The organism is Brevibacillus sp. JB24b (assembly GCF_051713385.1).
GTDB classification, from domain to species: Bacteria; Bacillota; Bacilli; order Brevibacillales; family Brevibacillaceae; genus Brevibacillus_B; species Brevibacillus_B laterosporus.
Genome location: NZ_JBNVQV010000001.1, coordinates 4,920,071 through 4,943,362, shown reverse-complemented (window position 1 = coordinate 4,943,362; position 23,292 = coordinate 4,920,071). Strand labels below are relative to the sequence as shown.

The following is a 23,292-nucleotide window of genomic DNA, read 5'->3' as shown; positions in this document are numbered from 1 at the left end:
TTACGGTGGAAAAATTGTTGGATGAAATTAAAATCGTGTTAGTAGACGATCATCAATTGTTTCGTGAAGGCGTAAAGAGAATACTTGATATGGAATCTGGTTTCAAAGTGGTGGGTGAGGGCTCAGATGGGATGGAAGCTCCCAAGCTAGTAGCTGAATATAGACCAGATGTGTTATTGATGGATATTAATATGCCGAACGTGAACGGTGTTGCGGCTGCAGAAGAAGTCGTAAAAATTAGTCCAGAAACAAAAGTAATTATTTTATCCATTCATGATGATGAAGGATATGTCTATCGCACACTTCGTTCAGGAGCATCTGGATATTTATTAAAAGATATGGGTACTTCTGAATTGGTAGAAGCGGTACGTGTGGTGGCCCAAGGTGGGGCGTATATCCACCCGAAAGTGACCGGAAAGTTAATCGATGAATTCCGTCGTTTAAGCGAGCAGGAAGAGTCAATGGATCGTAGTATTACGTTCGAAGAGTCACCAGTGATGGACCCGCGCATTATAGAATCCTTGACGCGTCGTGAGCGTGAAGTATTGCAATTAATGGCAGAAGGAAAAAGCAACCGAATGATCGGTGAATATTTATTTATTAGTGAAAAGACGGTTAAAAACCATGTAAGTAGTATTTTGCAAAAGCTAAATGTACAGGATCGGACTCAAGCTGTAGTTATATCAATAAAGAATGGCTGGGTAAAGCTGTAAGGTTTTTAAACGGATCATACAAAACTTATGAAAAATGAGCGTAGAGAAAGCAACCAAGTCAAGCAGTACGGCATACCTTATTAAAGGAGGGGATGACCGTGTTAGCTGATTTTATGATCTGGTTGTTTGCAGCATACGGCTGCTCCGCTCTTTTGCTGAAAATGTTCTACATCTGGATGGAGTCAGGTAGGGCCACTGCTATTATGGAACCTTTGACCTTGACACATTATCAACTACTTTTGCATAATTCAGAGCATCGAGTTGAAGAGGCTGTACGCACCCTGATGTTTCAGTCCGGTTTATATGGACAGCCAATTAGTATTAGTTTTGTGGATGAAGGCTCTTCTGACGATACGCCACGGATGACGGAGATATTATACCGAGTCCATCCAGATACCATAAGAGAACAACAAGCAGGAAGAGAACCAGTCGTTGTCATCGATTTGAGAACAGATGGAAAAGAGGCTAGCTAAGTTACAGGCTGGTCTCTTTTTTCTTGCGCGATCCCATTGTCTTTTTTAACAATAAGGACAAGGGGGATAGATATTATGCATGAATATGTTCTTTATATCAAAGAAGATGGACAATCTGTCTTAGCATATATTACTCCGTGTTTCCAGGTAGACAAGCAATTTTGGAAAGAGCAGAACGGGCAGAGATTGCACATTATTGGAAAAAGTAAATCACTCGCCTTACTTTTTGCGATAAGGGATAGAGTGAACCAAAAAATTACACGACAAGTAGCCGATGGTAGGGTTGTTCCTCATACACTCAAGCAGGCACGTCTGTTGGCTCAAGGCTACACGAAAGAGGTAAATCGCCTATCTGTAAAGGAGGTAGGTGAAAATTATTCCTACGGGCGATCCTACGCCTTCAGCTTTGAAGAAATAGAGGATGAAGGAAAGACTTGTGAATCTAATATGCTTGAAAAACAAAAATTGCTAGAATTCCTTGCTAGAAACAAGCAACAGACGCATCAGCTTCTTTTTAAACTACAAGGTAGAGCGTTATTATTGGACGAGGTAAAGAGGCTGAGTCTTCAAGAATCCCCCTATGTAAACCAAAATAATCCAGACTACCTTATGATGTCACTGCAATGGTTAATTTTACAGGGAAAAGCAGAGTGGCGTCCCAGTATCAGTCTTGAACTAAATCATTCATGGTGGGAGCATCAATTGTCGTATCATTGTGAGCGGTGCAACAGTGTCACGGAGATTGAACGAACCATCTGCTATAGCTGTCAACAGCCCTGCTCATACTGTTACAACTGTCTCTCTATGGGAAGGTGCAAGAGCTGTGTACCCCTTATATGTGTGCCTGCCGAACTGTTAAGTCAATCAGATTCTACTGTGGGACGTCGTACTATTTCTGCAACTGTCCTGCAATGGAATGGACAATTCTCTAAAAGACAAGCAATCGTAGCCAAAAAGGTGAAGGAATTCATTTTTTCAAAAGAACGGAGATTTCTCATCTGGGCGGTGTGTGGAGCAGGGAAAACGGAGCTCGTGTTTCCGGCAGTTGATGCAGAGTTGACTCGTGGAGGAACCGTTTGTATCGCTACACCCCGTAAAGACGTCGTTTTAGAATTAGCACCACGTCTACAAAAAGTATTTCCTTCCATTTCAGTCGTAGCTATCCATGGGAGCAGTCAGCAAAAATGGGAGCAAAGCCAACTAATTATTTCGACTACACACCAGATGCTACGTTGTTACCAGCGTTTTTCTTTGATAGTAATTGACGAAGTAGATGCTTTTCCTTACCATAAAAATGAAACACTGTATCATGCTGTAAAACGAGCGTTAGTACCCCATGGCAAGATTTTATATCTGAGCGCCACACCTCCACACTATCTACAGAAAGAGCTAGTAACAAAACGAGTGGACAATCAACTGTTCCCTTATCATAAAAGGCTGTCGCTTACTTCCTCTACCCATGCTATTTTGCCAGCTAGATTCCATGGACACCCACTCCCTATTCCAACAAAGCTTATCAAAAGTCACTTAAATCGAAGCATTCATTTGCTGCAGCCCATTACTTCTCTATTATTTTTTTTACGCAATAGTTTACAGGCACAAAGACAGGTTTTTATATTTGTCTCGCGAATTGAGGAAATTCCCTTTGTGTTAGCTTATGTTCAGCACTTCTTTCCAGATATGAGAGATAAAGTAGAAGGAGTACATGCATCCGATCCTGCACGGGAACATAAGGTGCGTGCTTTTCGAGAAAGGGTGTACATGATCATAGTAACTACTACGATCCTAGAACGCGGCGTAACCATTCCACGTAGCGATTGCATTGTGTTGGAGGCAGATGCTGCTATCTTTGATGAAGCTTCGCTAGTCCAGATAGCAGGGAGAGTAGGACGCTCCAGTGACTATCCAGAGGGACAGATTCTCTATCTAATGAATAAGAAAGCCCCAGGCCCTACTCAAGCTATCAGACATATTAAACGAATGAATCGCTTGGCGGAAGAGACTGCAACAATGGTAGAATGAGAGGAGTGAATCATGATGCAGTGTCTGGTCTGTAAAAATATGATTCAAATTGCTAAAAAAACAAGACAATTAATTCATCATCTATCAAAAAGTGTGCCTGCTTTCTTTTATCCAAGATGCTTTTATCAGCTAATGAAATTGCTTTTATGTGAGAAATGTGTTTTAGAGGCTATACTTCTGATGAAGAATGTTTGTAAAATGTGTGGTAAAGCATGTAAAGGAAACTTTGAGATATGCCGAGATTGTAGTCGATATAGGCAAGAATTGAATGGAAATCGAAGTGTAATCCAGTATAATGAGTGGGCAAAAGAATTAATGAAACAGTGGAAGTATCAGGGGGATGAGAGACTGTATTTAGTCTGTGCAACATTCATATTAGTAGGTTATCAGTTTCATTACGGTCTGGGGAGAAAGGTGGATCTCATTAGTTACGTTCCAATGCATAGGAATCGGATGCAAGAACGGGGATTTAATCAAGCGCAGAAGCTAGCCGAATATGTGGGCTATCATCAGCGAATCCCTTGTGTTCCGCTATGGGAGCGTCCAAAGGAAACAGAAAAGCAGAGTAAGCAAAAAGGACGAACAGCACGGTTTGTAAGTATGCAGGATGCATTTATTATTCATCCTAGCCTGCAAACCACATCTCTAAGTTCTCACCCATTTTCTTTTTCTCGGAAAAAAACATGTTGGCGGATATTGATAGTAGATGATATTTTTACAACGGGGGCAACAATTGAAGCATGTGCTAGGGTACTTTCGAACTATGCAAAAAAACAAAATCTTCAGTTATCCATCTTCAGTCTGACATTGGCTCGCTAAATGCTGGGAAAAAGAAAAACGGCAAATCTGTTAACGCAAATTTGCCGATGAAAATAATAAGTAATCATGATTTTCTGGTACAGAAGACTTATAATTGAGTTAGGATTTGTGGCCCATCTGCCGTAATGGCAAGAGTGTGTTCGTACTGAGCTGATAATTTACCGTCGCGTGTACGTGCTGTCCACCCATCTTCTTCATCAACGACTGCATGATAAGTTCCTACATTTAGCATGGGCTCAATGGTGAGAACCATGCCTTCCTTTAAGCGAACTCCTTTACCAGCAGGCCCGTAGTGTGGAACATATGGATCTTCATGCATTTTTTTGCCAATTCCATGGCCGGTAAAATCACGGACGACAGAGAATCCACGCTCTTCGGCGAATTTTTGAATGGCATGGGAGATATCGCCGATACGATTGCCAACAACTGCTTGCTCAATACCTAGATACAGAGATTCCTTGGTGGTGGTTAACAGACGATCAGCTTCTTCAGAGATTTGTCCTACCCCATATGACCAAGCGGAGTCGGCCAACCATCCATTAAGATTAACAACCATGTCGATCGTCACGATATCACCATCTTTTAATTCCTTTTTAGTAGGGAATCCGTGGCAAATGACATCGTTAACGGATGCACATGTGGCATAGGGATAGCCATGATAACCTTTTTGCTCCGGCGTGGCACCATGTTCTTTCAGATAGCGTTCTACGAATTGATCGATTTCCCAAGTCGTAATGCCTGGTTGAATCATGGTAGCAATCTTTTGGTGAATACTGGCTAAAATGATGCCAGCTTGACGCATGAGTTCAATTTCTTCCTTGGTTTTAATGACGATCATGGTAAAGACCTCCATGTACTTGATATATGCCTATAGTTTATTCAGTCGACTAGAAAAACTGCACACGGCACTGAATTCAAGCAATAAACATAAGTATAAGTAATGATAACATATATTTTTCATGCCAAAAACAAAGTGAATCAGGGAGGAAGAAAATTATGGGATTAGGACATTTAGCAAACTGTCCGATATGTGACGTGCTTTTTGTGAAAGGAATAAGAGATGTATGTCCATCGTGTTATAAAGAACAAGAGAAGCAATATGAACTATGTGTTAGTTTCCTAAGGAAAAGGGAAAATCGCGGTGCTACCATGTATCAATTGAGCGAAGGGACGGGTGTCGACGTGAAAGAGATTACCCGATTTATTCGTGAAGGGCGGATTTCGGTTCAAAGCAACCCGAACCTTGGATACCCATGTGAAAGCTGTGGGGAAATTATTCAATCAGGGGCTTTGTGTACAAATTGCTCGGGTAAGTTACAACGTGAAATTACACAACAAATGGACGTTGATCGTCGTCTTACGGATGATGAGCGAAAGAGAAATCAGGTCTATAAGTTTAGAAAAGAATAGGACTATCCAACCAAACGATTTTGGGTGATCAGAAACATTAATCGTTTTCATTAGAAAAGCCGATGTTACTACTAGAGCAAGCAAACGGTGATTTCCCATCCTGTAGCTAAGAAACAGTACGGTCAACTTCTTAATATGGGGGTAGCCGTAAGTTCTTTCTAGCGCAAGTCTCAATGATCGAGGTGAAAATATGCGTATTAATGAAACGAATCGCACAGGAATGATACAAGCCTATAATAAGGCTAATAAAGTGCAGCAGAATAGCCAATTAAAGCATAAATGGGGAAAAGATGAAGTTTCGATCTCTACTGAGGGAAGGGAGCTTCTGAAGCTAGGGGAAGAACAAGAAATGGATTCAGCCCGTCTCGCTAAAATTTCTGAACTAAAAAGCAAGGTTGAAAACGGTACATATCAAGTACCAAGCGATCAAATCGCTGAGAAATTCATTGCTTTTTGGAAAAAATCGTAGGGGAGCGACAGGGAGCTCATGACGCATGTAAACGAACTCTTTGCCGTGTTGGATAATTTGACGAATCTTCACCAAGCACTATATACATTGGCATTGGAGAAGCGAGAAGTTTTAATAAAAAACGATATGCAACTACTAACTGAACATGTCAAAAAAGAACAACAGTTGTTAAAAGCTGTTCAGCAAACCGAGCTATTACGTAAAGAAATGACCAACACGATCTTTAATGAAAAAGGGGTAGCTGTTACGAATGGAACCCTGCAAGATGTCATTAGATTGTGTACGGACGTAGAAACGAAAAATCGGTTGACTCAGTATCGGGAAGAATTACTCAGAGTCATTGGACAATTGAAGGAAGAGAATGAGCAGAATCAGCAATTATTGCAGCACTCCCTTGACTTTGTCAACATGAGCCTCGACCTGTTCACAGATCGACCGGAAGAGGACTTTATTTATAAAAATCCAGTGAATCAACAGTTACACTCGTCAATGAATCGTTCTATTTTTAACCACAAGGCTTAGAAAGGGGTGTCCATATGAGATCAACCTTCCATCTTATCGAAGTAAGTAAGAGAGCGTTGTTTGCGCAACAAGCTGCTTTAAACGTAACAGGACACAACGTTGCAAATACTAATACAGTTGGCTATACTCGTCAACGCGTAAATATGGCTGCTACAACTCCGATACCTGGACCTGGGATGAATGCAGACCGTGCACCGGGTTTACTTGGTACAGGTGTGTATGCAACAGATATTCAACGCATTCGAGAAGATTACATAGATGGTCAGTATCGAGCTGCCGCTAAAAATACAGGGTATTGGAATGACAAGGTTAAAACGATTTCTAACATAGAAGATATCATGAATGAACCGTCTGATAGTAGTCTACAGAAGGTCATGGATCAAATGTGGAAAGGGTGGGAGGATTTATCCGGCGACCCAAGGAACCAATCAGTGCGTTCTGTTTTACGTGAACGTGCGGTAGCAGTAGCTGACACATTTAATCATATGTACAACCGTCTTACCCAACTACAAGCTGATTTAAATAATGAGGTAGCTGTACAATCTGAATCCATTGATTCTATTGCCAAGCAAATCGCATCCATTAATAAACAAATCGGTGATGTTGTACCACATGGTTATCAGCCTAATGATTTATATGACCAACGTGATGTTTTAATTGATAAGCTTTCCTCGATGGTTGATGTCAAGGTTACGCCAACAGAAGGTGGTATGGTTAATATTACAATAGGTGGACAACCGCTTGTTAACAATGCAACATCTGTTGAAATGAAAGCCACAAAAAACGCAGAAACAGGAAAGTTTGATATTACCTTAGGTGGAGCAGAGTTTAAACCACTTACGGCCTCGGGAACATTGTCAGCAGCGATTGAAGGAAGAGATGAAACCACAACCAATATGATACAAAAGATTAATGCTCTTGCTGTCAATTTAGCCCGTGAGATTAACGAAGTTCATAGAACGGGGTACAACCTGGATGATATTAAAAATGGCACTCAGGAAGGCCTTAATTTCTTTGTGATTGACGGTGGAAAAGATAATCCGACAAGTGCAGCAAATATTAAAGTAAATCCTGAGATATTAAATAGCCTAGATAAGATCGCAGCAGCTAGAGCTGATGGAACAGGGCAAGTTAATGACGGAAACAACCAAAATGCATTGGAGATCACCAAAATTAAAAATAAACTAATTCCTGCGGGAACAGGCGGCAATCCAACTGATTTTCCGCAATCTACAACCATTGACGATTTTTATCGCCACACAATCGCTCAATTGGGTGTAGATGGTCAAGAAGCTTACCGTAATTATAAAAATGCAGATACGACTTCAGACATGATTTTAATGAACCGTGAATCTGTATCAGGAGTTGATACAGATGAAGAAATGACGAACGTTATCAAGTTTCAGAAGGCATATAGCGCAGCGGCTCGTGTCATGACCAGTATGGATGAGATCTTAGACAAAATCATTAATGGTATGGGGCGTGTAGGCTTGTAGGTTACTAGGGAAAAGCGTCGTAGGTAGCGACGCTTTTTTTAAAACGGTAAGAGATGAAGTCTAAGTTCCTGTTCATCTATAAACGTAAAGCAGTAAGGGATGAAATAAAATTTAGCTGGACACTGTACAAGGAGGCTAACCAAATGGCAATACGTATTACACAGAATATGATGAGTAACACCATGGTACGCAATATTAATAACTCCATGAGCCAGATGAGTAAATCTTATCAACAACTTTCTACAGGGAAATTAGTGTCCCGTCCGTCCGATGATCCAGTAATTGCTTCTAGAGGAATGTATTATCGAACATCACTAGTGGAAAATGAGCAGTTTCTACGCAATGCTGGACAAGCCCAAACGTGGATGGATTCTTATGATACATCTATGGATGAAGTTGGGAAGGTATTTCACCGGGTTCGTGAACTATTAAATGGCTCAGGTAATGGTACTTATTCAAAAGAAGAAGAAAAAAGTATTGCTGCTGAGATTGATGAATTAAAAAAACATTTGGGGGATTTGGCTAACCAAACGGTGAATGGGAAATATATTTACGGAGGCGACAATAATAATAAGCCACCGTTTGAAATTAAAAATCAAGGTGGTAAAGATGAGTTCATCTTTACATCCAACGAAGGCAAAGTGGAAATGGAAATGAGTCAAGGAGTCTTTTTCCAAGTGAACATCAGTGGGAAAAACATTTTTGATTCGCCAGCAGGTGAAAATATTTTTAAAACATTAGAAGACATTGTAGGAGATCTAAACGCAGGAAAATCTGCAGCAGACTATTTAGATAGAATGGACAATCACATTAATAACTTACTTTTAGAGCGAGCCGCTTTAGGTGCGCGTTCTAATCGCTTAGAATTAATGAGCGATCGACTTGATACTGATAGTGTAAGCATTACTTCCATGATGTCTAAAAATGAAGATGCAGATGAAGCAGAGGTTATTACAAACTTAAAAATGCAAGAAAATGTACATCGAGCTGCTTTAGGTGCAGGTGCACGAATCATTCAACCATCGTTACTCGATTTTTTAAGATAAAAGTGAAAGGGGAGTAGTAAGATGCAACTAGCTTCTTTATCTATGAGATCTACTCCTCTCTTGCTAAACTGGCGTAGTGAGCGTGGAAAGCAAGAGATTGAGCAACCAATGGCAAGCATGGAAATAAAACAAGAAGCAGCTATTCTTGAGATTAGCCAACCTCTAGGTGAATTGCAGATTGATTCCAATGAAGCGCGTGAAAATATCGATATGAGAGGCCCGTTACGACGGACTAGTGATAATGCTGAGTATGGCTACAACAAAGTAATGGAAGCGATTGAGCAAGCTGGAGTTGAAGGGGATCAACTGCGTGCTTTTGAACGCGGAGGAAATGCCATAGCTGATATCGCTTTTGAAAAAAGCATCATGTTTTCAGGTGAAGGAGTCGTAGCTGCGGGTTCTCTCATTGGAGATGGTATTGAAATACGTTATGAAGCCAAGCCGGTAGAGATCAAATTTACGCCAAGAGGGACAAAAGTTGAGACAACCATCCACCCACCTGTTCACAAATATACGCCTTCTAAGGTAGAAGCGTACGTAAAACAGTGGAATCGGCTGGATATCGAAGTCGTTGGTTTAAATGTGAACGTAGCTAGATAAGAGGTGTTGTCTGATGATGTATCAACAGGAAAAAATGGGAAAACTTTATATTGTAGAGGGTATGATTGGTTTTTCACATTTACATGAGTATCAATTAGTGCAAGAGAATCCGGAAATGCCTTTTTTCTCTCTTCAGTCATTGGAAGAGCAGGGAACTAGTTTTTGGGTGGTAGATCCGTTTCTATTCTTTACGGATTATGAATTTGATCTACCCCGTTCAGTGAAAGAAGCCTTGGAGATTACGGAAGAATCTCAGGTAGTGATTTTGTCTGTCATGACAATACGAGGAAAAGACCAAATCACAGTTAATTTGAAATCACCTCTTGTCATTAATGTGAAAAACAGAAAAGCTACACAATTTATTCTGCAAGGGGACCATTATAATTTACGGCAGCCCCTCCTTTTACAAAAAGAGAAGCCAGTGACAAAGTAGGTGATAAATATGTTGGTATTAGCGCGTAAAAAAGATGAGTCCATCATGATTGGCGATCAGATAGAGATAAAAGTGATTGCAGTTGAGAAAGACTTTGTCCGTATCGGCATATCGGCTCCACGCGATATTAACGTTCATCGAAAAGAAGTATACGTAGCCATTCAAGAAGAGAATCAATTAGCTGTACAAACAAAAGTAGATTGGGCTCAACTAGCTCAATGGTTAGAAACTGAAGAAAAACTTGAAGATGAATAAGCTTCAAGTTTTTTTGTTGTCTTCACTTGTAAGAAAATGGTTTCGTTAAAAATGCTATGCAACGTATAATAAAATACCGATATATGTAGTATGAGAGGTTAGCAAACTATTGTTGACGCGTGATCAGGAATCGCTAGGTTAAAGCTAGCTATGATCTATTTGTTTTGGAAAGGAAATATTTTTTATCATGGAAAAATACTGGGATGTTATGCGAGGGATGATCGGACTGTCAATAACTTGTGGAGAGGCGATCGAATTACTATATGAGCGCCTGTATCAGAGTCAGATCCATGAAATGGCATATTTAATGGCAGATATCACTGATGCATGTAATCAATTAGAACAGTCAATAGGGGTGGTTTCGCCATTTCTATTAAGTGATAACCGTTTAGAAGAGTTAACAAAAGTCAGAGCTGAAATACTAGAGAAGTTGGTAGTTGCTTTTGAACGAAAGGATCAGGTACTAGCAATTCAAGTATTATCTTCCCAAATGATCCCACTACAAAACCAGTGGCAAGAGGAAATGACACGTAATGTAGTTCCTCACGTACTCTCATAGTATATCTTTTAAAAATTTTAATAAATAGTAAGGAATTTGGGGGAATCTGCAAATGTCGACAACAACTAAGAAAACACTTGTGCCAGAGTATATGCTAGAATTCCAATGTATAGGTTCAGAGTGTGAGGATACTTGCTGTGCTGGATGGAAGGTCACAGTTGATCAGGATACGTATAAGAAATATAAACGTTTGAAAGATGAGGAATTATCACCAATTATAGACGAGAACATAAAACGAGTTCGCTCCAAGGCTTCTCCGAGTAATTATGCCAGAATTAAGATGGATACAGAAGGTAGCTGTGTGTTTCTTAATGAACAAAAACTATGTAGTATCCAACTAAAAAAAGGGGAAGATTACCTCTGTCACACTTGTAAAACCTATCCTCGTATTTGGAATAATGTGAATGATGTTGTCGAGCGTGCAGCAACCATATCTTGTCCAGAAATAGCAAGATTGGCACTTCTTAACCCAGAAGGAATAGGATTTCAAGAGCAAATAGAGAGTGTTGAGATAGGTTTACAATTTTCTAACCATATTAACACCAGTAAGCAAGTAAAAGGTAAAAAACTCCAAAAGTATTTCTGGGAACTTCGGATTTTTACGATCCAAGTCTTGCAATACCGACAATATAAGTTAGAGGATCGTCTACTATTTTTAGGGTTATTCTATCAAAAAGTACAAGAATACATGAACAATTCAGAAGAAGATCAAGTCTTACAGCTTATAGGTTCCTATACCAATATGCTGCAAAGTGGTACCATTGATAAAATGTTTGCTGATGTGCCTGTTAATCATACCATTCAAATGAAGATTATTAAAAAATTAACTGATCGACGTTTTTTTCAAGGTGGAGTCAATCAGCGCTATACAGAGTGCTATACGGAATGTTTAATGGGATTGGAACATTTTGAAGGTATGGAAGAGGAAGATACTCTTACTCGATATATAGATGCTAATGAAAACTATTACCAACCATTCATGAAAAATCACGAATATATCTTAGAAAATTATCTGGTAAATCATGTGTTTTCTAAAGTCTTCCCTGTTACCCTTGATAAGAATATTTTTGAAGAATATGTCATGCTCATTATTCGTTATGCCTTGATTAAATTGCAGTTAATCGGCATGTCTAAATACCATAAAACGGCGTTTTCTACCGATCATGTTGTGAAGCTTATTCAATCATTTGGACGAGCTGTCGAACATAATCAAGCTTATTTAACAAATACGAAAAGCCTGATGGAGGAAAATGGTTTCACTACAATGGGATATATGTCTATTTTGATCAAAAATTAATCGAACTGTTATAGTAATGATTATCCAAATGGTAGGAAACACCTAAAAGACTAGATTGCTATTTGTTATTTTGAATTACCTTTTCTAATAAACCAAAGGAGACCCCCCTTTTATGAGGTCTCTTTTTTATTTTTAACGAGGAAAAGAGCGCTACTACTCAATTTCTCCCAGCAATATGCCGATACTTTAGATAGAAGATGAAGATGACGGAGGGATTACTGTGGAAATTCGTCAAAATGGAAATGCAGGTTCAAATCCTCAAGAGCTAACCAAGCCACCATTAGATGCTACTATAAAACCGAAGCCTTCAACAGAAAAAGATGTGGCTCAAGCTATTGAGCATAAGGACGCTTTTCAAAAAGAATTACAGGATGAAGTATCAGCTTTAAATAGATTCATGCAAGCAAAAGAAACACACTTGAAATTTAATCTCCATGAAAAATTAGGCGAGTATTATGTACAGGTGATTGACAATAAGACTGATGAAGTGGTCAGAGAGATCCCATCTAAAAAGATGATGGATACAGTTGCTCAAATGTACGAACTAATTGGTATTATGGTTGATCAAAAAATTTAGGAGGGATTCTAAATGGCAAGTCCAATAAGATTATCTGGTTTAGCTTCAGGTATTGATACTGAAACAATGATTCAAAAATTAATGAAAGCAGAAAGATCTCCAATGGAGAAATTGCTTCGTAAGCGTCAAAAAGAAGAATGGACGCGCGACAGCTATCGTGAGCAAAATGCATTATTGCTAGATTTAAATAATAAAGTAAGTAAATTGCGCCTGACTTCAGATTTTACAAAGCAAAAAGTATCTTCTTCCGATGACGCTAAAGTAACAGCAAGTATTACAAAGAAGAATTCTACAACGCAGTACGATGTATCGAATGTTCAGCTTGCGAAACCGGGTACTGGTGTTTCCGTGAAATTTAAGGTTAGCGATGATATTAAGGATAGTAATACAGAAATAAATAGTTCCTTTGATTTTACACTGAAGGGTAATGATGGCCCAGAAGAAGTCACCATTTCAGTAGGTGAAAAAGACACAATTGAGTCGGTTTTAAATAAAATTAATAATGAATCAAGTAAGACCGGCGTTAAAGCTTTTTATTCTAATACAGACAAATCTATCGTTTTCACATCTCAGGTACCTCCAACTGATGAAGATAAATCACTAGTATCAGCTATTAAAATTACAACTAGCAGTACAGATAATAAGCTTAAGATCGAAAATGGTGAAGTCAGACAAAGTGCTAATGATGCAGAGCCTGATATTAAAGCTTTTTCTAAAGAGCAAGTTTTTAAAGGCATCGTAAAACAAGCAGGAAAAGCGACTGTAAATGGTATTGAATTTGCTCTAGATTCCAAAAACACACTTGATTTTGATGGTATGAGCTTTACTTTTAAAGATAATATCGGCGTCGGGGATAAAAATATAGTCATTACTACAGCCAAAGATACGGAGTCAGTTATGACTGCTATCAAAGAGTTCGTCGATACCTACAACAAGGTAATCGATCAATTTAATAACAAGCTGACAGAAAAAGTGTACCGCGATTTCTACCCGCTTATTGATGAAGAAAAAGAAGCAATGAAAGAAAAACAAACTGAGAAATGGGAAGAGAAAGCGAAAAGTGGTCTGTTAAAAGGCGACAGTATTTTATCTAATGTGCTCACACAGATGCGCAGCTCGTTCTATACTCCTGTAGAAGGAGTAGAACCGCCAAAAAATACACTTGCTAGCATTGGTATCGGTCCAAAGAAATCCGATGGTATGGGCAGTAAGTTTGATTACATGGAAAACGGTAAGATCTACATTGATGAAGAAAAGCTTAAAGATGCCTTGTCGAATGATCAGGAAAGAGTAATTGCTCTCTTCACAAATGGTAATGGGGGTACTTCAGGATCTGATGCATTCAAAAACCAAGGTCTTGCTCAACGTATTTATAGTCAGACGAATGCTGCTATGAAAACAATTGGAGACAAAGCGGGTCGGACAGGTACAACCAGTGATAATAGTCTAATTTCAAGGGATATCCGAGATATCAACACTCGCATTAAGGCTTGGGAGGATAAACTAAAAGATAAAGAAACGTATTTGTGGAAAAAATTCTCTGCCATGGAGCAAGCAATTAATAAGCTTAATTCTCAAGGCTCCAATCTATTATCTAACTTCGGTGGGTAATGGTTTTGAGGAATAAGGAGGGGAATGCATGAATCAGACGGCTGCACAGATCTATCAACAGAACCAAGTGAAGACTGCCTCGCCAGGCGAGCTTACGTTAATGCTGTACAATGGAGGCATCCGTTATAGTAAAGAGGCAAAGATGGCCTTGGAGAAACAGGACGTTCAAAAAGCTCATCTCAGCATTATTAAGATACAGGATATCATCCGAGAATTAATGGTTACGTTAGATCAAAATGTACCAATTTCTGAGCAGTTTATGCTGATGTATGACTATATGTTTAATCGTACAATGGAAGCGAATTTGAAAAAGGACGGTGCCATTATCACGGAAGTAGAAGAGTTTTTTGTGCAATTCCGCGATACATGGAAACAGGCAATGCTGATCGTGAAAAGGCAACCGGAAGGAACTCAGGGATAATGACGAATGTTTCTGCGATGGATGTAGCGAGCAATATCTTTATCCTTACTGAAAAACTAATGGAGATCTTGAAACGTGATGAAGAGCCGAATCCCGATGAGTGGAACTCCGTCCTTGAACAGAGAGAAGAACAAATTACGCAACTTGGCAAACTGCAAACACAAGGCATAGAATTACATGTACAGGAGAAGGAATTATTGAAAAAGAGCTATCAGCTTGATCAAGAAATCCTTCCGCTGATGAAGCTACAACAAGCTAAAATTGAAGAACAGCTACAACAGGTAAACAAGGCGAAAACAGCAAGCAAACAGTACGCTGGAGAAACCACTCAGGTTGCCTATGGAGCTTTTTTTGATAAGAAAAAGTAAGGTATATGCTAGTTTTTACACGAAAAAATGGTCGAGCAATCGACCATTTTATTTCTTGCTGAAGCTCATGTAGAGCCAATAGGAATCTATGGCATCACATCTACTGGGATACTTTGACCACATACCTGACAAGGCTTGTTGTATTCGATCCTGTCACCGCAGTAACAAACAAGGCCAATCATACGAGCGGGGTTTCCGACTACGAGCTGATGAGCTCCTACGTCCCGGATGACTACAGAGCCTGCTCCTACCATAGAATAGGCACCGATGGTTATTCCGCATACGATGGTGGCATGTGCTCCTATGGAAGCTCCTATCTCTACTTTGGTCGGTACCACTTTCCATGCATTATTACATGCACGTGGGAACAAATCATTTGTAAATGTCATATGGGGGCCGAGAAACACATTATCGTCAATCTCGACCCCTTGATATACAGAAACACCATTCTGAATTTTGACGTTATTTCCGATTTTTACCCCTTGATCGATGTAAACATCCTTACTAATGATACATTGGCTACCGATTTTACTTTTCTCGCGGACCTGTGCATTGTTCCAGATTTTTGTTCCAGCTCCAATAATAGCTTGCTTAGACACTTCGGCTGTTGGATGAATAAAGACACTTTCATTTGTCTGGTGAGACATAGCTTGCCCCCTCATAGTTCGTTCCCTTTTTGGTAAAGGATTATTTTTTTCCTTCCACAAATTACTCAGATGTTGCACGATGCTCCTCTTCTTAACGTATTACTAATAGAGTAATTTAATGACGGATACGAGGGGGAATGAACGTGAGGATACCCATCATTGATTTGACGGACGAGGTAGAATTACTTTGGGATGAGATCAACAGTGCTGTCCAGGAAGTGCTACGTTCGGGCCATTTCGTACTTGGTACCGAGGGAAAAGCGTTTGAGAAGGAAGTAGCCGACTATTTGGGATGCAAACATGCGATTGCGTTAAATTCAGGCACGGATGCTTTATTTATCGCTTTAAGGGCATTGGGAATTGGAGAAGGAGATGAAGTGATTGTTCCCTCCTTTACTTTTTATGCTACGGCGGAAGCTGTGGAGCTAGTCGGAGCGAAGCCGGTGTTTGCCGAGATTAATCCAGATACATTCAATGTAGAGCCAGCTGATATAGAATCCAAAATTACCGATCGGACCAGGGCGATTATCCCTGTTCATCTATATGGACATGCGGCTAAAATGGAGCCGATGATTACGATCGCTCAACAATACGGACTAGGGCTTATTGAAGACACGGCACAGGCATTTGGTGGAGAGTACTGTGGCAAGAAGCTCGGGACCTTTGGGCATTTTGGGTGTTTCTCCTTTTATCCAACCAAGAATCTGGGAGCATACGGTGATGCAGGTATGTTAACCACTGATAACGACGAACTGGCAGAGCTAGCTCGCAAATTACGTACCCACGGCTCCTTGATTCCTTATCAGAATGAACTTACAGGTTACAATTCTCGTTTAGATGAGTTGCAAGCCTGTATTTTACGTGTAAAGCTACCTTATATTAATCAATGGAACGAAGCCAGAAGAGAGGCTGCCCAGCATTACAATCAGATGTTAAAAGACGTACCAGGAATTGTTACGCCAAAGGTAGCAGGATATGCCAAACATGTGTATCATCAATACACGATTCGGGTGGAACAAGGCTTACGAGACGAATTGCACCGTTATCTGCAGCAAGAAGGAATTGGTGCGATGCTATATTACCCAACTCCTGTACATCAGCTGCCAGTATATCAGACAACACAACAGCCCACGTTAGCTATTACGGAACAAATGGCAACTGAGGCGTTAAGTCTGCCGATGTGGCCACGTATTACTTTAGAGATACAACAAAAGGTAGTACATGCGATACAGGGCTTCATGGCTAAAGTGGTATAGGGCAAAGGGGCGAAACTTGCTGGTGAAAGCAGGGATTCGCTTTTTTCTTTGCTGTTTTTTGGGAGTAGAAATATTTTTTACTTTTTCATCTAACTCTGGATTTTCATTTGCTATAATGAATTCGTTCAGAAATACATGCTTGGGCAAGTGAGGTTACTAACATGAATGTAAAAACATTTTTTGCGGGAAGAAATCGTTCGCTGTTACTCGTTCTACTAGTTATGTTTATTTTAATACATACCATTTATTTAAATGGAAGTGTAAGTCAGTTGCTACATCCGGCGGCAATTGAATTAGTGGGATTATCTGTCATTATCTCGTATGCCATTAAGCGTAAACACATTAAAATCAAACATTTATTCCGGTTATTGGTCCATGGTAGAGAAAATAACATGGAAGAGACCATCAAGCGTTTTTATCAATACTCGCTTGTTTTAAAAGAGAAAGGCTATCTTCCCTTGGAAAAAGAGCTGATGGACGAGCCGGATTCATTTGTTCAGCGAGGAGCGTTGCTAGCGATCGAGGGTGTATCAGAGCAAGAACTTCGTATGATTTTAGAGAATGAGTGTAAGGGTGAACAGCATTGCTATCAGCAGATGGGAGGAATGTTTCGACTGATTGCCTTACTGGCACCTGGAATGGGGCTTGTTGGGACATTAATGGGGATGACAGGCGTATTACAAACCTTGTCTGATTTTACCCAGACAGGGCAGAGCCTGAGCACCGCAGTGGTAGCTACCTTGTATGGGGCCTTGTTAGCCAATATGTTTGCGTTGCCATGTTACTACCGATTGATGGATACTCATGATCAGGAAATGTTTGAAAAACGGCTTTACATTGAAGGATGCGTAGGGCTACAACGCGTGGAAACTCCTCGAATTTTGTTTGAAAAACTAAATTCCTTTTTACCTGCTGATCAAAAGCTAGTGCTCTTAAAAATGCCAGGTAGTATGAAAGGAATTATTGAAAGGCAGAGCGAGTATGCAGGATGATCGTCTGTATGATGAGAAGGAGCTGGAGAAGAGCTGGCTATTAAGCTATAGCGATTTGATTACCTTGTTGTTTATAATCGTCATAATCATTGCAGCAATGTACTCGGCTCAGGTCAAGCAACAACAACAAGAGCTTCAGCAGAAGGCATCTCAAACTACTCAAAAAGCAGAGATAGCAAAAGCTGAGCAAGCTGTAGCTGAAATGAAAAAGAAAGCATTGGAAGCGGAAATTCGCGAGCTGTCTGCAAAGCGTGAGGTAATGGCTATCGGTGCAGGGCAACAACCAGAGGAAGATGTAGATCGAAATATGCAGGTAGTGAAGGAAAAAGTAGGGGAAGCCTTGCGAGAATTCCATATTCCCTTTGAAGAAGAAAGCGATGGAGTGATGATACGGTTACCTGAAAATTTGTTGTTTGCTAGTGGATCAGCAGAGTTAGCTCCAGATGGTCAAAAGATCGTAGACAGCCTAGCTGACGTATTACAAAAATTCCCCCACCAAGTGCGAATTGAGGGACACACAGATGACACTCCCATTACAAAAAGTCAGTATGTTGCTAATTGGGATCTGTCTCTTGCGCGTGCAAAGGCAGTAATGCAGGAATTTGTACAAGAACGGGGATTATCTCCATCACGCTTCATTGTCGCAGGTTTTGGAGAAACAAAGCCTCTTGTAGCGAATACAACAGAAAAGAATCGCATCCAAAATCGCCGTGTGGAAATCACTGTATTAAGTGAACAGACAGAATGAAGGATTCACTAAAGTAGCTATAGGTATATTCATAATTGAATGTTTTTTAAAGACCTCCTTTTTGAATCAAAATTAGGAGGTCTTTTTTATTTATGAGAACAGACAACAAGCTGATGTGAACAAAATGGAAGCGCTTATTCTAAGTTATGCACAAAAACAGTGGTCTTGTGCACAACTTCTTGTGGATAATGTGGACAACTTTGTGTAAATGCGCAATTATAGGTTAAGTTACCCACAGATAATAAAATAAGAAAATAAATTATAAAATAATGAGGTAGACAGATGGCCATATGATCGAGTAGTGGACCTAGCTTACTATTGTAAGCTGTAGATAAAGAAATAAATAAGCAAAAAAATCTTATGTGTCCAATGTGTGACATCATTTTCATATAGAATTAAAGTATTTTTCGAGCTAGAATACAATTAATCGACAATATCTGTAGGTGGAAGTAGCTCGTTTGATAGAAATAAATAATTTCATATTTAGAACTGGTAACTATATCTAAAAATGTATCGTGATTCCCTTATGTATAGGGCTGAGGCCAATTTTTAATGGTAGATTACTTCATTTTTAGCACTATTTTTTTGGCTGAAATCGAATATATAAAAAAAAATCTAATCAAAAAAATGGGAGCGCTTTCCTGCTTTTACTACGGCAGTAGTGGCTTATTTGCTAGTAAGAGTAAGCCTTTCTGAGGCTGACGCTAGATGTTTAACAAAAAAATATCGTCTACGTTGAAATTTGTCGATAATCCAGCATTTGACTTTACCATAGGCAAGGTGTATAGTCAGATCATGGATTAACAAATAGTCCACAGTTTTCTTATGAAAGGAATGTTTAATACATGCAAGGAAAAGTAAAATGGTTTAATGCAGAAAAAGGTTTTGGTTTCATCGAGCGCGATGGAGGCGACGATGTATTCGTACATTTCTCCGCTATCCAATCCGAAGGTTTCAAAAGCTTGGATGAAGGTCAAACTGTAGAGTTTGATATCGTTGAAGGCGACCGTGGTCCTCAAGCGGCAAACGTATCTAAAATCTAATTGATTTTATAATCAATACCCCCTAGGTTAACTTAGGGGGTTTTTGGTGTTTATTTCCTTAAAATTCTCTGTTTCAAAAAAATCAAAATAGGTTTAAAATGGAGACAAGCCTTACTTGCTATGTTGACGAAAGATTAAAATCAAGTGAAAATTTTTAAACATTTTGTCTGTTTTTCACGATTTTTGTTAAAACAAAAAGAGGCAACAGCAGGTTTTATTTACGTCTATGCAGAATACAAATAGCATAGACGGAAGGAGGTTGTGTCCATGAACTACAATATTCGTGGCGAAAACATTCAAGTTACAGAAGCTCTTCGGGAGTATGTAGAGAAAAAGATAAGCCGTCTCGAACGCTATTTTGACAACCTAAGTCATGTAGAGGTACATGTAACGATGCGCGTGCTTCGTGGAGAAGGAACCATTGAGGTAACCATTCCGATGACCGGAGTTATTCTCCGAGCAGAGGAGACCCACGATGATATGTATGCAGCAATTGATTTAGTTGTCGAAAAATTAGAGCGTCAAATGCGTAAGTACAAAACAAAAATCAACCGTAAACAGCGTCATGAAACAGGGAATAAAGCTATGCCAACTATGGAAGCTTCCTCTGTAGCTGTAGCGGATGAAGAGGATGATGTACAGTTTGATATCGTAAGAACCAAGCGATTCAACTTAAAACCGATGGATTCAGAAGAGGCCGTTATGCAAATGGAACTTCTGGGCCACAACTTCTTCGTCTTTGAAAACAGTGAAAGTAATGATGTAAATGTAGTCTATCGTCGAAATGATGGACGATACGGGTTAATAGAACCAAAGTAAACGTATACAATCATTAAAAAATTTAAAAATATATGTAAAAAGTGGTAAAGGGGTTGTCGATTGGCAACTCCTTTACTTGTGTTTACTGATATAGATTTGGTAAAATAGGTTGTTAGAAAGTACCCTTAGGGGAACGGTGGAAGGGGTGTCCCTATGTTAGGGCTTGTGAAAAAGCTTTTTGGCGATACAAATGAGCGTGAATTAAAGAAATTAGTTAAGCGTGTAGAAAAAATTAATGTGTTAGAACCCCAAGTAACATTACTTAGTGATGACCAATTAAAGGAAAAAACGGCGGAATTCCGTGCGCGTTTGGAAAAGGGAGAAACGCTGAATGATATATTAAACGAAGCTTTTGCTGTTGTGCGTGAAGCTTCCAAACGTGTATTGGGGATGCGTCACTTTGATGTGCAGCTAATTGGTGGTATGGTCCTGCAAGAAGGACGTATCGCTGAAATGAAGACCGGTGAAGGTAAAACCCTTGTAGCGACCTTAGCTACGTACTTGAATGCCTTGGCTGGGAAAGGTGTTCACATTGTAACGGTAAACGAATACTTGGCTGAACGTGACTCCAAGATTATGGGTGAGCTCTATCAATTTCTTGGAATGACTGTAGGCTTGAACATAAACGGTATGAATGCTGAACAAAAGCGTGAGGCTTACTACTGTGATATCACGTATGGTACAAACAATGAGTTTGGATTTGACTACCTACGTGACAACATGGTGCTTTATAAAGAGCAAATGACGCAACGCCCTTTGCACTATGCAATCATTGATGAAGTGGATAGTATCTTAGTCGACGAAGCACGTACTCCACTGATCATCTCTGGATCAGCTAATAAATCTACTGAACTTTATTATATTTGTTCCCATTTTGTAAAAAGACTAGAGCCTGAAACAGATTTTAGCATTGATGAAAAACTAAAAATCGCTACTTTAACCGATGAAGGTGTGAGCAAGGTTGAAAAAGCGTTTAACGTGGATAATTTGTATGACACCAACCATGTTACGCTTAACCACCATGTTACATCCGCTCTGAAGGCCCAGGTTCTGTTTAAACGTGATGTTGATTATGTTGTGCAGGATGGCGAGGTTGTGATCGTAGACGAGTTCACAGGGCGTCTGATGGTGGGTCGTCGTTACAGTGATGGTTTGCATCAAGCGATTGAAGCGAAGGAAGGCCTAAAAGTACAAAGTGAAAGCATGACCTTGGCAACAATTACACTACAAAACTACTTCCGTATGTATCAAAAATTGAGCGGTATGACCGGTACAGCTAAGACAGAGGAAGAGGAATTCAAAAAAATCTATGGATTGGATGTAGTCGTTATTCCTACGAACCGCCCAATCCAACGTATAGATATGGCGGATGCGATATATAAATCTGAGGATGCCAAATATCGTGCGGTAGTAAAAGAAATCGTGGAACGCCATAAAAAAGGACAACCTGTCCTGGTTGGTACAATCTCTATCGAAAACTCAGAAAAATTGTCTCATCTATTGAGCCAAAAAGGTGTACCACATAACGTACTAAATGCTAAGCAGCATGAACGCGAAGCAGAGATTGTTGCACGTGCAGGTCAATTCGGTGCAGTAACCATTGCTACAAACATGGCTGGTCGTGGTACAGACATTCAATTGGGTGAAGGAGTACCTGAAGTAGGTGGCTTGCATATTATCGGTACAGAGCGCCATGAGAGCCGCCGTATTGATAACCAGCTACGTGGTCGTGCAGGTCGTCAAGGGGACCCAGGTTCCTCTCAGTTCTTCTTGTCCCTACAGGATGAGCTAATGCGACGTTTCGGAGCTGATAACATCATGAATATGATGGATAAGCTAGGAATGGAAGAAGATATGCCAATCGAAAGCCGTCTTGTATCTCGTGCGGTTGAATCTGCTCAAAAACGAGTAGAGGGTAGCAACTTCGATGCTCGTAAAGTTGTCTTGCAATATGATGACGTAATGAATAAACAGCGTGAAGTTATCTATAAGCAGCGTAAGGAGATTCTTGAACGCGATAACCTACATGATATTGTTGAGGGCATGGTAAATAGTGTGATTGAGCGTATAGTTCAAGCTTATTGCCCGAAAGAACAGATTCCAGAGGAATGGGATCTAGAGGGTCTACTTGAAACATGCCAAAGCACATTCTTGTTCGAAGATGCGATTACGCTTTCTAATCTGAAAGGAAAAGAAGCAGAAGAGATCGAGGAGATGTTGAAAGAGATTGCTGAGAAGCAATTGAAACAACGTCAGGAAGAAATCGGCGATATGATGGCTGAATTCGAAAAAGTGGTCGTTCTACGTGCTGTTGATAGCAAGTGGATGGATCACATCGATGCAATGGAACAGTTGCGTCAAGGTATCCACCTACGTGCCTATGCTCAAACAGATCCATTGCGTGAGTACCAATTTGAAGGATATGAGATGTTCCAAGGCATGATTGCAAGCATTGAGGAAGAAGTATCCTTGTATATCATGAAATCGGAAGTAGGGCAAAACCTAGAGCGTCAGGAAGTAATTGATGCTGAGAAGTTAAAAACATCCGGTCCATCTGATGAGGCTGGAACATCTGAGCCTGAGCAAAAAAACAGAGCACAACGCCGTGCTGATAAAAAGAAAAAATAAACAGGCCTGAGAAGAAAGCTGCTGTTCAGTTGAATGGCAGCTTTTTTCGCATATAATAAGAGCAATAA

At 39.9% G+C, this 23,292-nt stretch carries 26 protein-coding genes; 24 read left to right on the top strand and 2 right to left on the bottom strand.

All coding sequences use genetic code 11. The annotated features are described in order from the left end of the window. Positions 1–5 precede the first annotated feature (5 nt). From ACQV1I_RS23190 to ACQV1I_RS23175, 4 genes are all read left to right on the top strand, one after another. Positions 6–713 (top strand): response regulator, encoded by a 708-nt coding sequence (locus ACQV1I_RS23190; RefSeq protein ID WP_018669784.1) that lies wholly within the window; start codon positions 6–8, stop codon positions 711–713. Between the two features lie 92 nt (positions 714–805). Next, entirely contained in the window at positions 806–1,186 is a 381-nt protein-coding gene (locus ACQV1I_RS23185; RefSeq protein ID WP_206765409.1) for a hypothetical protein, read from the top strand. Between the two features lie 75 nt (positions 1,187–1,261). Next, the gene (locus ACQV1I_RS23180) at positions 1,262–3,208 is read left to right on the top strand and encodes a DEAD/DEAH box helicase (RefSeq protein ID WP_116333637.1); all 1,947 of its coding nucleotides are present in this window, start codon (positions 1,262–1,264) and stop codon (positions 3,206–3,208) included. Positions 3,209–3,220: 12 nt separating this feature from the next. Next, complete coding sequence (locus ACQV1I_RS23175; RefSeq protein ID WP_236645728.1) at positions 3,221–4,027, top strand: ComF family protein; 807 nt, start codon at positions 3,221–3,223, stop codon at positions 4,025–4,027. A gap of 88 nt (positions 4,028–4,115) precedes the next feature. Here the strand turns inward: ACQV1I_RS23175 and map are convergent, their stop codons facing one another. Continuing rightward, the gene (map, locus tag ACQV1I_RS23170) at positions 4,116–4,865 is read right to left on the bottom strand and encodes a type I methionyl aminopeptidase (protein ID WP_018669788.1); all 750 of its coding nucleotides are present in this window, start codon (positions 4,863–4,865) and stop codon (positions 4,116–4,118) included. Positions 4,866–5,023: 158 nt separating this feature from the next. On the opposite strand from map, the gene ACQV1I_RS23165 reads away from it, so the two are divergent. From ACQV1I_RS23165 to ACQV1I_RS23100, 14 genes are all read left to right on the top strand, one after another. Beyond that, positions 5,024–5,437: a TIGR03826 family flagellar region protein gene (locus tag ACQV1I_RS23165; protein WP_018669789.1), complete on the top strand. Its 414-nt coding sequence runs from the start codon at positions 5,024–5,026 to the stop codon at positions 5,435–5,437. Between the two features lie 190 nt (positions 5,438–5,627). Then, positions 5,628–5,906 carry a flagellar biosynthesis anti-sigma factor FlgM gene (gene flgM, locus ACQV1I_RS23160; RefSeq protein WP_018669790.1) on the top strand — a complete coding sequence of 93 codons (279 nt, stop codon included), beginning with the start codon at positions 5,628–5,630 and terminating at the stop codon, positions 5,904–5,906. Between the two features lie 18 nt (positions 5,907–5,924). After that, on the top strand, positions 5,925–6,428 hold the full coding sequence (locus ACQV1I_RS23155; protein WP_018669791.1) for a flagellar protein FlgN: 504 nt from the start codon (positions 5,925–5,927) through the stop codon (positions 6,426–6,428). A 14-nt stretch (positions 6,429–6,442) separates the two neighbouring features. After that, a complete protein-coding gene (flgK, locus tag ACQV1I_RS23150) occupies positions 6,443–7,924 on the top strand; it encodes a flagellar hook-associated protein FlgK (protein WP_018669792.1) in 1,482 nt (493 codons plus the stop codon). A 143-nt stretch (positions 7,925–8,067) separates the two neighbouring features. After that, on the top strand, positions 8,068–8,970 hold the full coding sequence (flgL, locus tag ACQV1I_RS23145; RefSeq protein WP_018669793.1) for a flagellar hook-associated protein FlgL: 903 nt from the start codon (positions 8,068–8,070) through the stop codon (positions 8,968–8,970). Positions 8,971–8,991: 21 nt separating this feature from the next. Then, a complete protein-coding gene (locus ACQV1I_RS23140) occupies positions 8,992–9,570 on the top strand; it encodes a DUF6470 family protein (RefSeq protein ID WP_116333639.1) in 579 nt (192 codons plus the stop codon). 13 nt (positions 9,571–9,583) lie between these two features. Beyond that, entirely contained in the window at positions 9,584–10,003 is a 420-nt protein-coding gene (locus tag ACQV1I_RS23135; protein ID WP_094699841.1) for a flagellar assembly protein FliW, read from the top strand. A 9-nt stretch (positions 10,004–10,012) separates the two neighbouring features. Continuing rightward, positions 10,013–10,258: a carbon storage regulator CsrA gene (gene csrA, locus ACQV1I_RS23130; protein WP_018669796.1), complete on the top strand. Its 246-nt coding sequence runs from the start codon at positions 10,013–10,015 to the stop codon at positions 10,256–10,258. Between the two features lie 187 nt (positions 10,259–10,445). Further along, positions 10,446–10,817, top strand: coding sequence for a hypothetical protein (locus tag ACQV1I_RS23125; protein WP_104033151.1), 372 nt, complete (start codon positions 10,446–10,448; stop codon positions 10,815–10,817). 52 nt (positions 10,818–10,869) lie between these two features. Next, positions 10,870–12,114: a flagellin lysine-N-methylase gene (gene fliB, locus ACQV1I_RS23120; protein WP_018669798.1), complete on the top strand. Its 1,245-nt coding sequence runs from the start codon at positions 10,870–10,872 to the stop codon at positions 12,112–12,114. Between the two features lie 220 nt (positions 12,115–12,334). Next, positions 12,335–12,691 (top strand): flagellar protein FlaG, encoded by a 357-nt coding sequence (flaG, locus tag ACQV1I_RS23115; RefSeq protein ID WP_116333640.1) that lies wholly within the window; start codon positions 12,335–12,337, stop codon positions 12,689–12,691. A 12-nt stretch (positions 12,692–12,703) separates the two neighbouring features. Next, positions 12,704–14,302: a flagellar filament capping protein FliD gene (gene fliD / locus ACQV1I_RS23110; protein WP_116333641.1), complete on the top strand. Its 1,599-nt coding sequence runs from the start codon at positions 12,704–12,706 to the stop codon at positions 14,300–14,302. Between the two features lie 28 nt (positions 14,303–14,330). Beyond that, a complete protein-coding gene (gene fliS / locus ACQV1I_RS23105) occupies positions 14,331–14,723 on the top strand; it encodes a flagellar export chaperone FliS (RefSeq protein WP_116333642.1) in 393 nt (130 codons plus the stop codon). After that, positions 14,723–15,091, top strand: a complete 369-nt coding sequence (locus ACQV1I_RS23100; protein ID WP_116333643.1) for a flagellar protein FliT — start codon at positions 14,723–14,725, stop codon at positions 15,089–15,091. Before fliS ends, ACQV1I_RS23100 begins: the two co-directional genes overlap by 1 nt. Before the next feature lie 86 nt (positions 15,092–15,177). On the opposite strand, the gene ACQV1I_RS23095 is transcribed toward ACQV1I_RS23100, so the two are convergent. Further along, positions 15,178–15,738 carry an acyltransferase gene (locus ACQV1I_RS23095; protein ID WP_116333644.1) on the bottom strand — a complete coding sequence of 187 codons (561 nt, stop codon included), beginning with the start codon at positions 15,736–15,738 and terminating at the stop codon, positions 15,178–15,180. 137 nt (positions 15,739–15,875) lie between these two features. On the opposite strand from ACQV1I_RS23095, the gene ACQV1I_RS23090 reads away from it, so the two are divergent. The 6 genes from ACQV1I_RS23090 to secA2 all read left to right on the top strand — a co-directional run bounded on the left by ACQV1I_RS23090 (position 15,876) and on the right by secA2 (position 23,224). After that, positions 15,876–16,994, top strand: a complete 1,119-nt coding sequence (locus tag ACQV1I_RS23090; RefSeq protein ID WP_094699836.1) for a DegT/DnrJ/EryC1/StrS family aminotransferase — start codon at positions 15,876–15,878, stop codon at positions 16,992–16,994. Positions 16,995–17,155: 161 nt separating this feature from the next. Next, positions 17,156–17,986: a motility protein A gene (locus tag ACQV1I_RS23085; RefSeq protein WP_116333645.1), complete on the top strand. Its 831-nt coding sequence runs from the start codon at positions 17,156–17,158 to the stop codon at positions 17,984–17,986. Beyond that, positions 17,976–18,734: an OmpA/MotB family protein gene (locus ACQV1I_RS23080; RefSeq protein ID WP_116333646.1), complete on the top strand. Its 759-nt coding sequence runs from the start codon at positions 17,976–17,978 to the stop codon at positions 18,732–18,734. The genes ACQV1I_RS23085 and ACQV1I_RS23080 overlap by 11 nt, the downstream gene beginning before the upstream one ends. 845 nt (positions 18,735–19,579) lie before the next feature. Then, a complete protein-coding gene (locus ACQV1I_RS23075; protein ID WP_094699833.1) occupies positions 19,580–19,777 on the top strand; it encodes a cold shock domain-containing protein in 198 nt (65 codons plus the stop codon). Between the two features lie 267 nt (positions 19,778–20,044). Continuing rightward, a complete protein-coding gene (gene hpf, locus ACQV1I_RS23070; RefSeq protein WP_018669807.1) occupies positions 20,045–20,596 on the top strand; it encodes a ribosome hibernation-promoting factor, HPF/YfiA family in 552 nt (183 codons plus the stop codon). Positions 20,597–20,749: 153 nt separating this feature from the next. Continuing rightward, the gene (gene secA2, locus ACQV1I_RS23065) at positions 20,750–23,224 is read left to right on the top strand and encodes an accessory Sec system translocase SecA2 (protein WP_116333647.1); all 2,475 of its coding nucleotides are present in this window, start codon (positions 20,750–20,752) and stop codon (positions 23,222–23,224) included. Positions 23,225–23,292: the final 68 nt, after the last annotated feature.

Coding starts and splice junctions, on each gene's coding strand:
- ACQV1I_RS23080 (WP_116333646.1), top strand. CDS start 17,976: ATGCAGGATGATCGTCTGTATGATGAGAAGGAGCTGGAGAAGAGCTGG.
- ACQV1I_RS23100 (WP_116333643.1), top strand. CDS start 14,723: ATGACGAATGTTTCTGCGATGGATGTAGCGAGCAATATCTTTATCCTT.
- ACQV1I_RS23095 (WP_116333644.1), bottom strand. CDS start 15,738: ATGTCTCACCAGACAAATGAAAGTGTCTTTATTCATCCAACAGCCGAA.
- flgL (WP_018669793.1), top strand. CDS start 8,068: ATGGCAATACGTATTACACAGAATATGATGAGTAACACCATGGTACGC.
- ACQV1I_RS23175 (WP_236645728.1), top strand. CDS start 3,221: ATGATGCAGTGTCTGGTCTGTAAAAATATGATTCAAATTGCTAAAAAA.
- ACQV1I_RS23165 (WP_018669789.1), top strand. CDS start 5,024: ATGGGATTAGGACATTTAGCAAACTGTCCGATATGTGACGTGCTTTTT.
- ACQV1I_RS23090 (WP_094699836.1), top strand. CDS start 15,876: ATGAACGTGAGGATACCCATCATTGATTTGACGGACGAGGTAGAATTA.
- ACQV1I_RS23085 (WP_116333645.1), top strand. CDS start 17,156: ATGAATGTAAAAACATTTTTTGCGGGAAGAAATCGTTCGCTGTTACTC.
- fliS (WP_116333642.1), top strand. CDS start 14,331: ATGAATCAGACGGCTGCACAGATCTATCAACAGAACCAAGTGAAGACT.
- ACQV1I_RS23140 (WP_116333639.1), top strand. CDS start 8,992: ATGCAACTAGCTTCTTTATCTATGAGATCTACTCCTCTCTTGCTAAAC.
- ACQV1I_RS23155 (WP_018669791.1), top strand. CDS start 5,925: ATGACGCATGTAAACGAACTCTTTGCCGTGTTGGATAATTTGACGAAT.
- flgM (WP_018669790.1), top strand. CDS start 5,628: ATGCGTATTAATGAAACGAATCGCACAGGAATGATACAAGCCTATAAT.
- fliD (WP_116333641.1), top strand. CDS start 12,704: ATGGCAAGTCCAATAAGATTATCTGGTTTAGCTTCAGGTATTGATACT.
- ACQV1I_RS23125 (WP_104033151.1), top strand. CDS start 10,446: ATGGAAAAATACTGGGATGTTATGCGAGGGATGATCGGACTGTCAATA.
- fliB (WP_018669798.1), top strand. CDS start 10,870: ATGTCGACAACAACTAAGAAAACACTTGTGCCAGAGTATATGCTAGAA.
- hpf (WP_018669807.1), top strand. CDS start 20,045: ATGAACTACAATATTCGTGGCGAAAACATTCAAGTTACAGAAGCTCTT.
- ACQV1I_RS23075 (WP_094699833.1), top strand. CDS start 19,580: ATGCAAGGAAAAGTAAAATGGTTTAATGCAGAAAAAGGTTTTGGTTTC.
- flgK (WP_018669792.1), top strand. CDS start 6,443: ATGAGATCAACCTTCCATCTTATCGAAGTAAGTAAGAGAGCGTTGTTT.
- secA2 (WP_116333647.1), top strand. CDS start 20,750: ATGTTAGGGCTTGTGAAAAAGCTTTTTGGCGATACAAATGAGCGTGAA.
- ACQV1I_RS23180 (WP_116333637.1), top strand. CDS start 1,262: ATGCATGAATATGTTCTTTATATCAAAGAAGATGGACAATCTGTCTTA.
- ACQV1I_RS23135 (WP_094699841.1), top strand. CDS start 9,584: ATGATGTATCAACAGGAAAAAATGGGAAAACTTTATATTGTAGAGGGT.
- ACQV1I_RS23185 (WP_206765409.1), top strand. CDS start 806: ATGACCGTGTTAGCTGATTTTATGATCTGGTTGTTTGCAGCATACGGC.
- map (WP_018669788.1), bottom strand. CDS start 4,865: ATGATCGTCATTAAAACCAAGGAAGAAATTGAACTCATGCGTCAAGCT.
- csrA (WP_018669796.1), top strand. CDS start 10,013: ATGTTGGTATTAGCGCGTAAAAAAGATGAGTCCATCATGATTGGCGAT.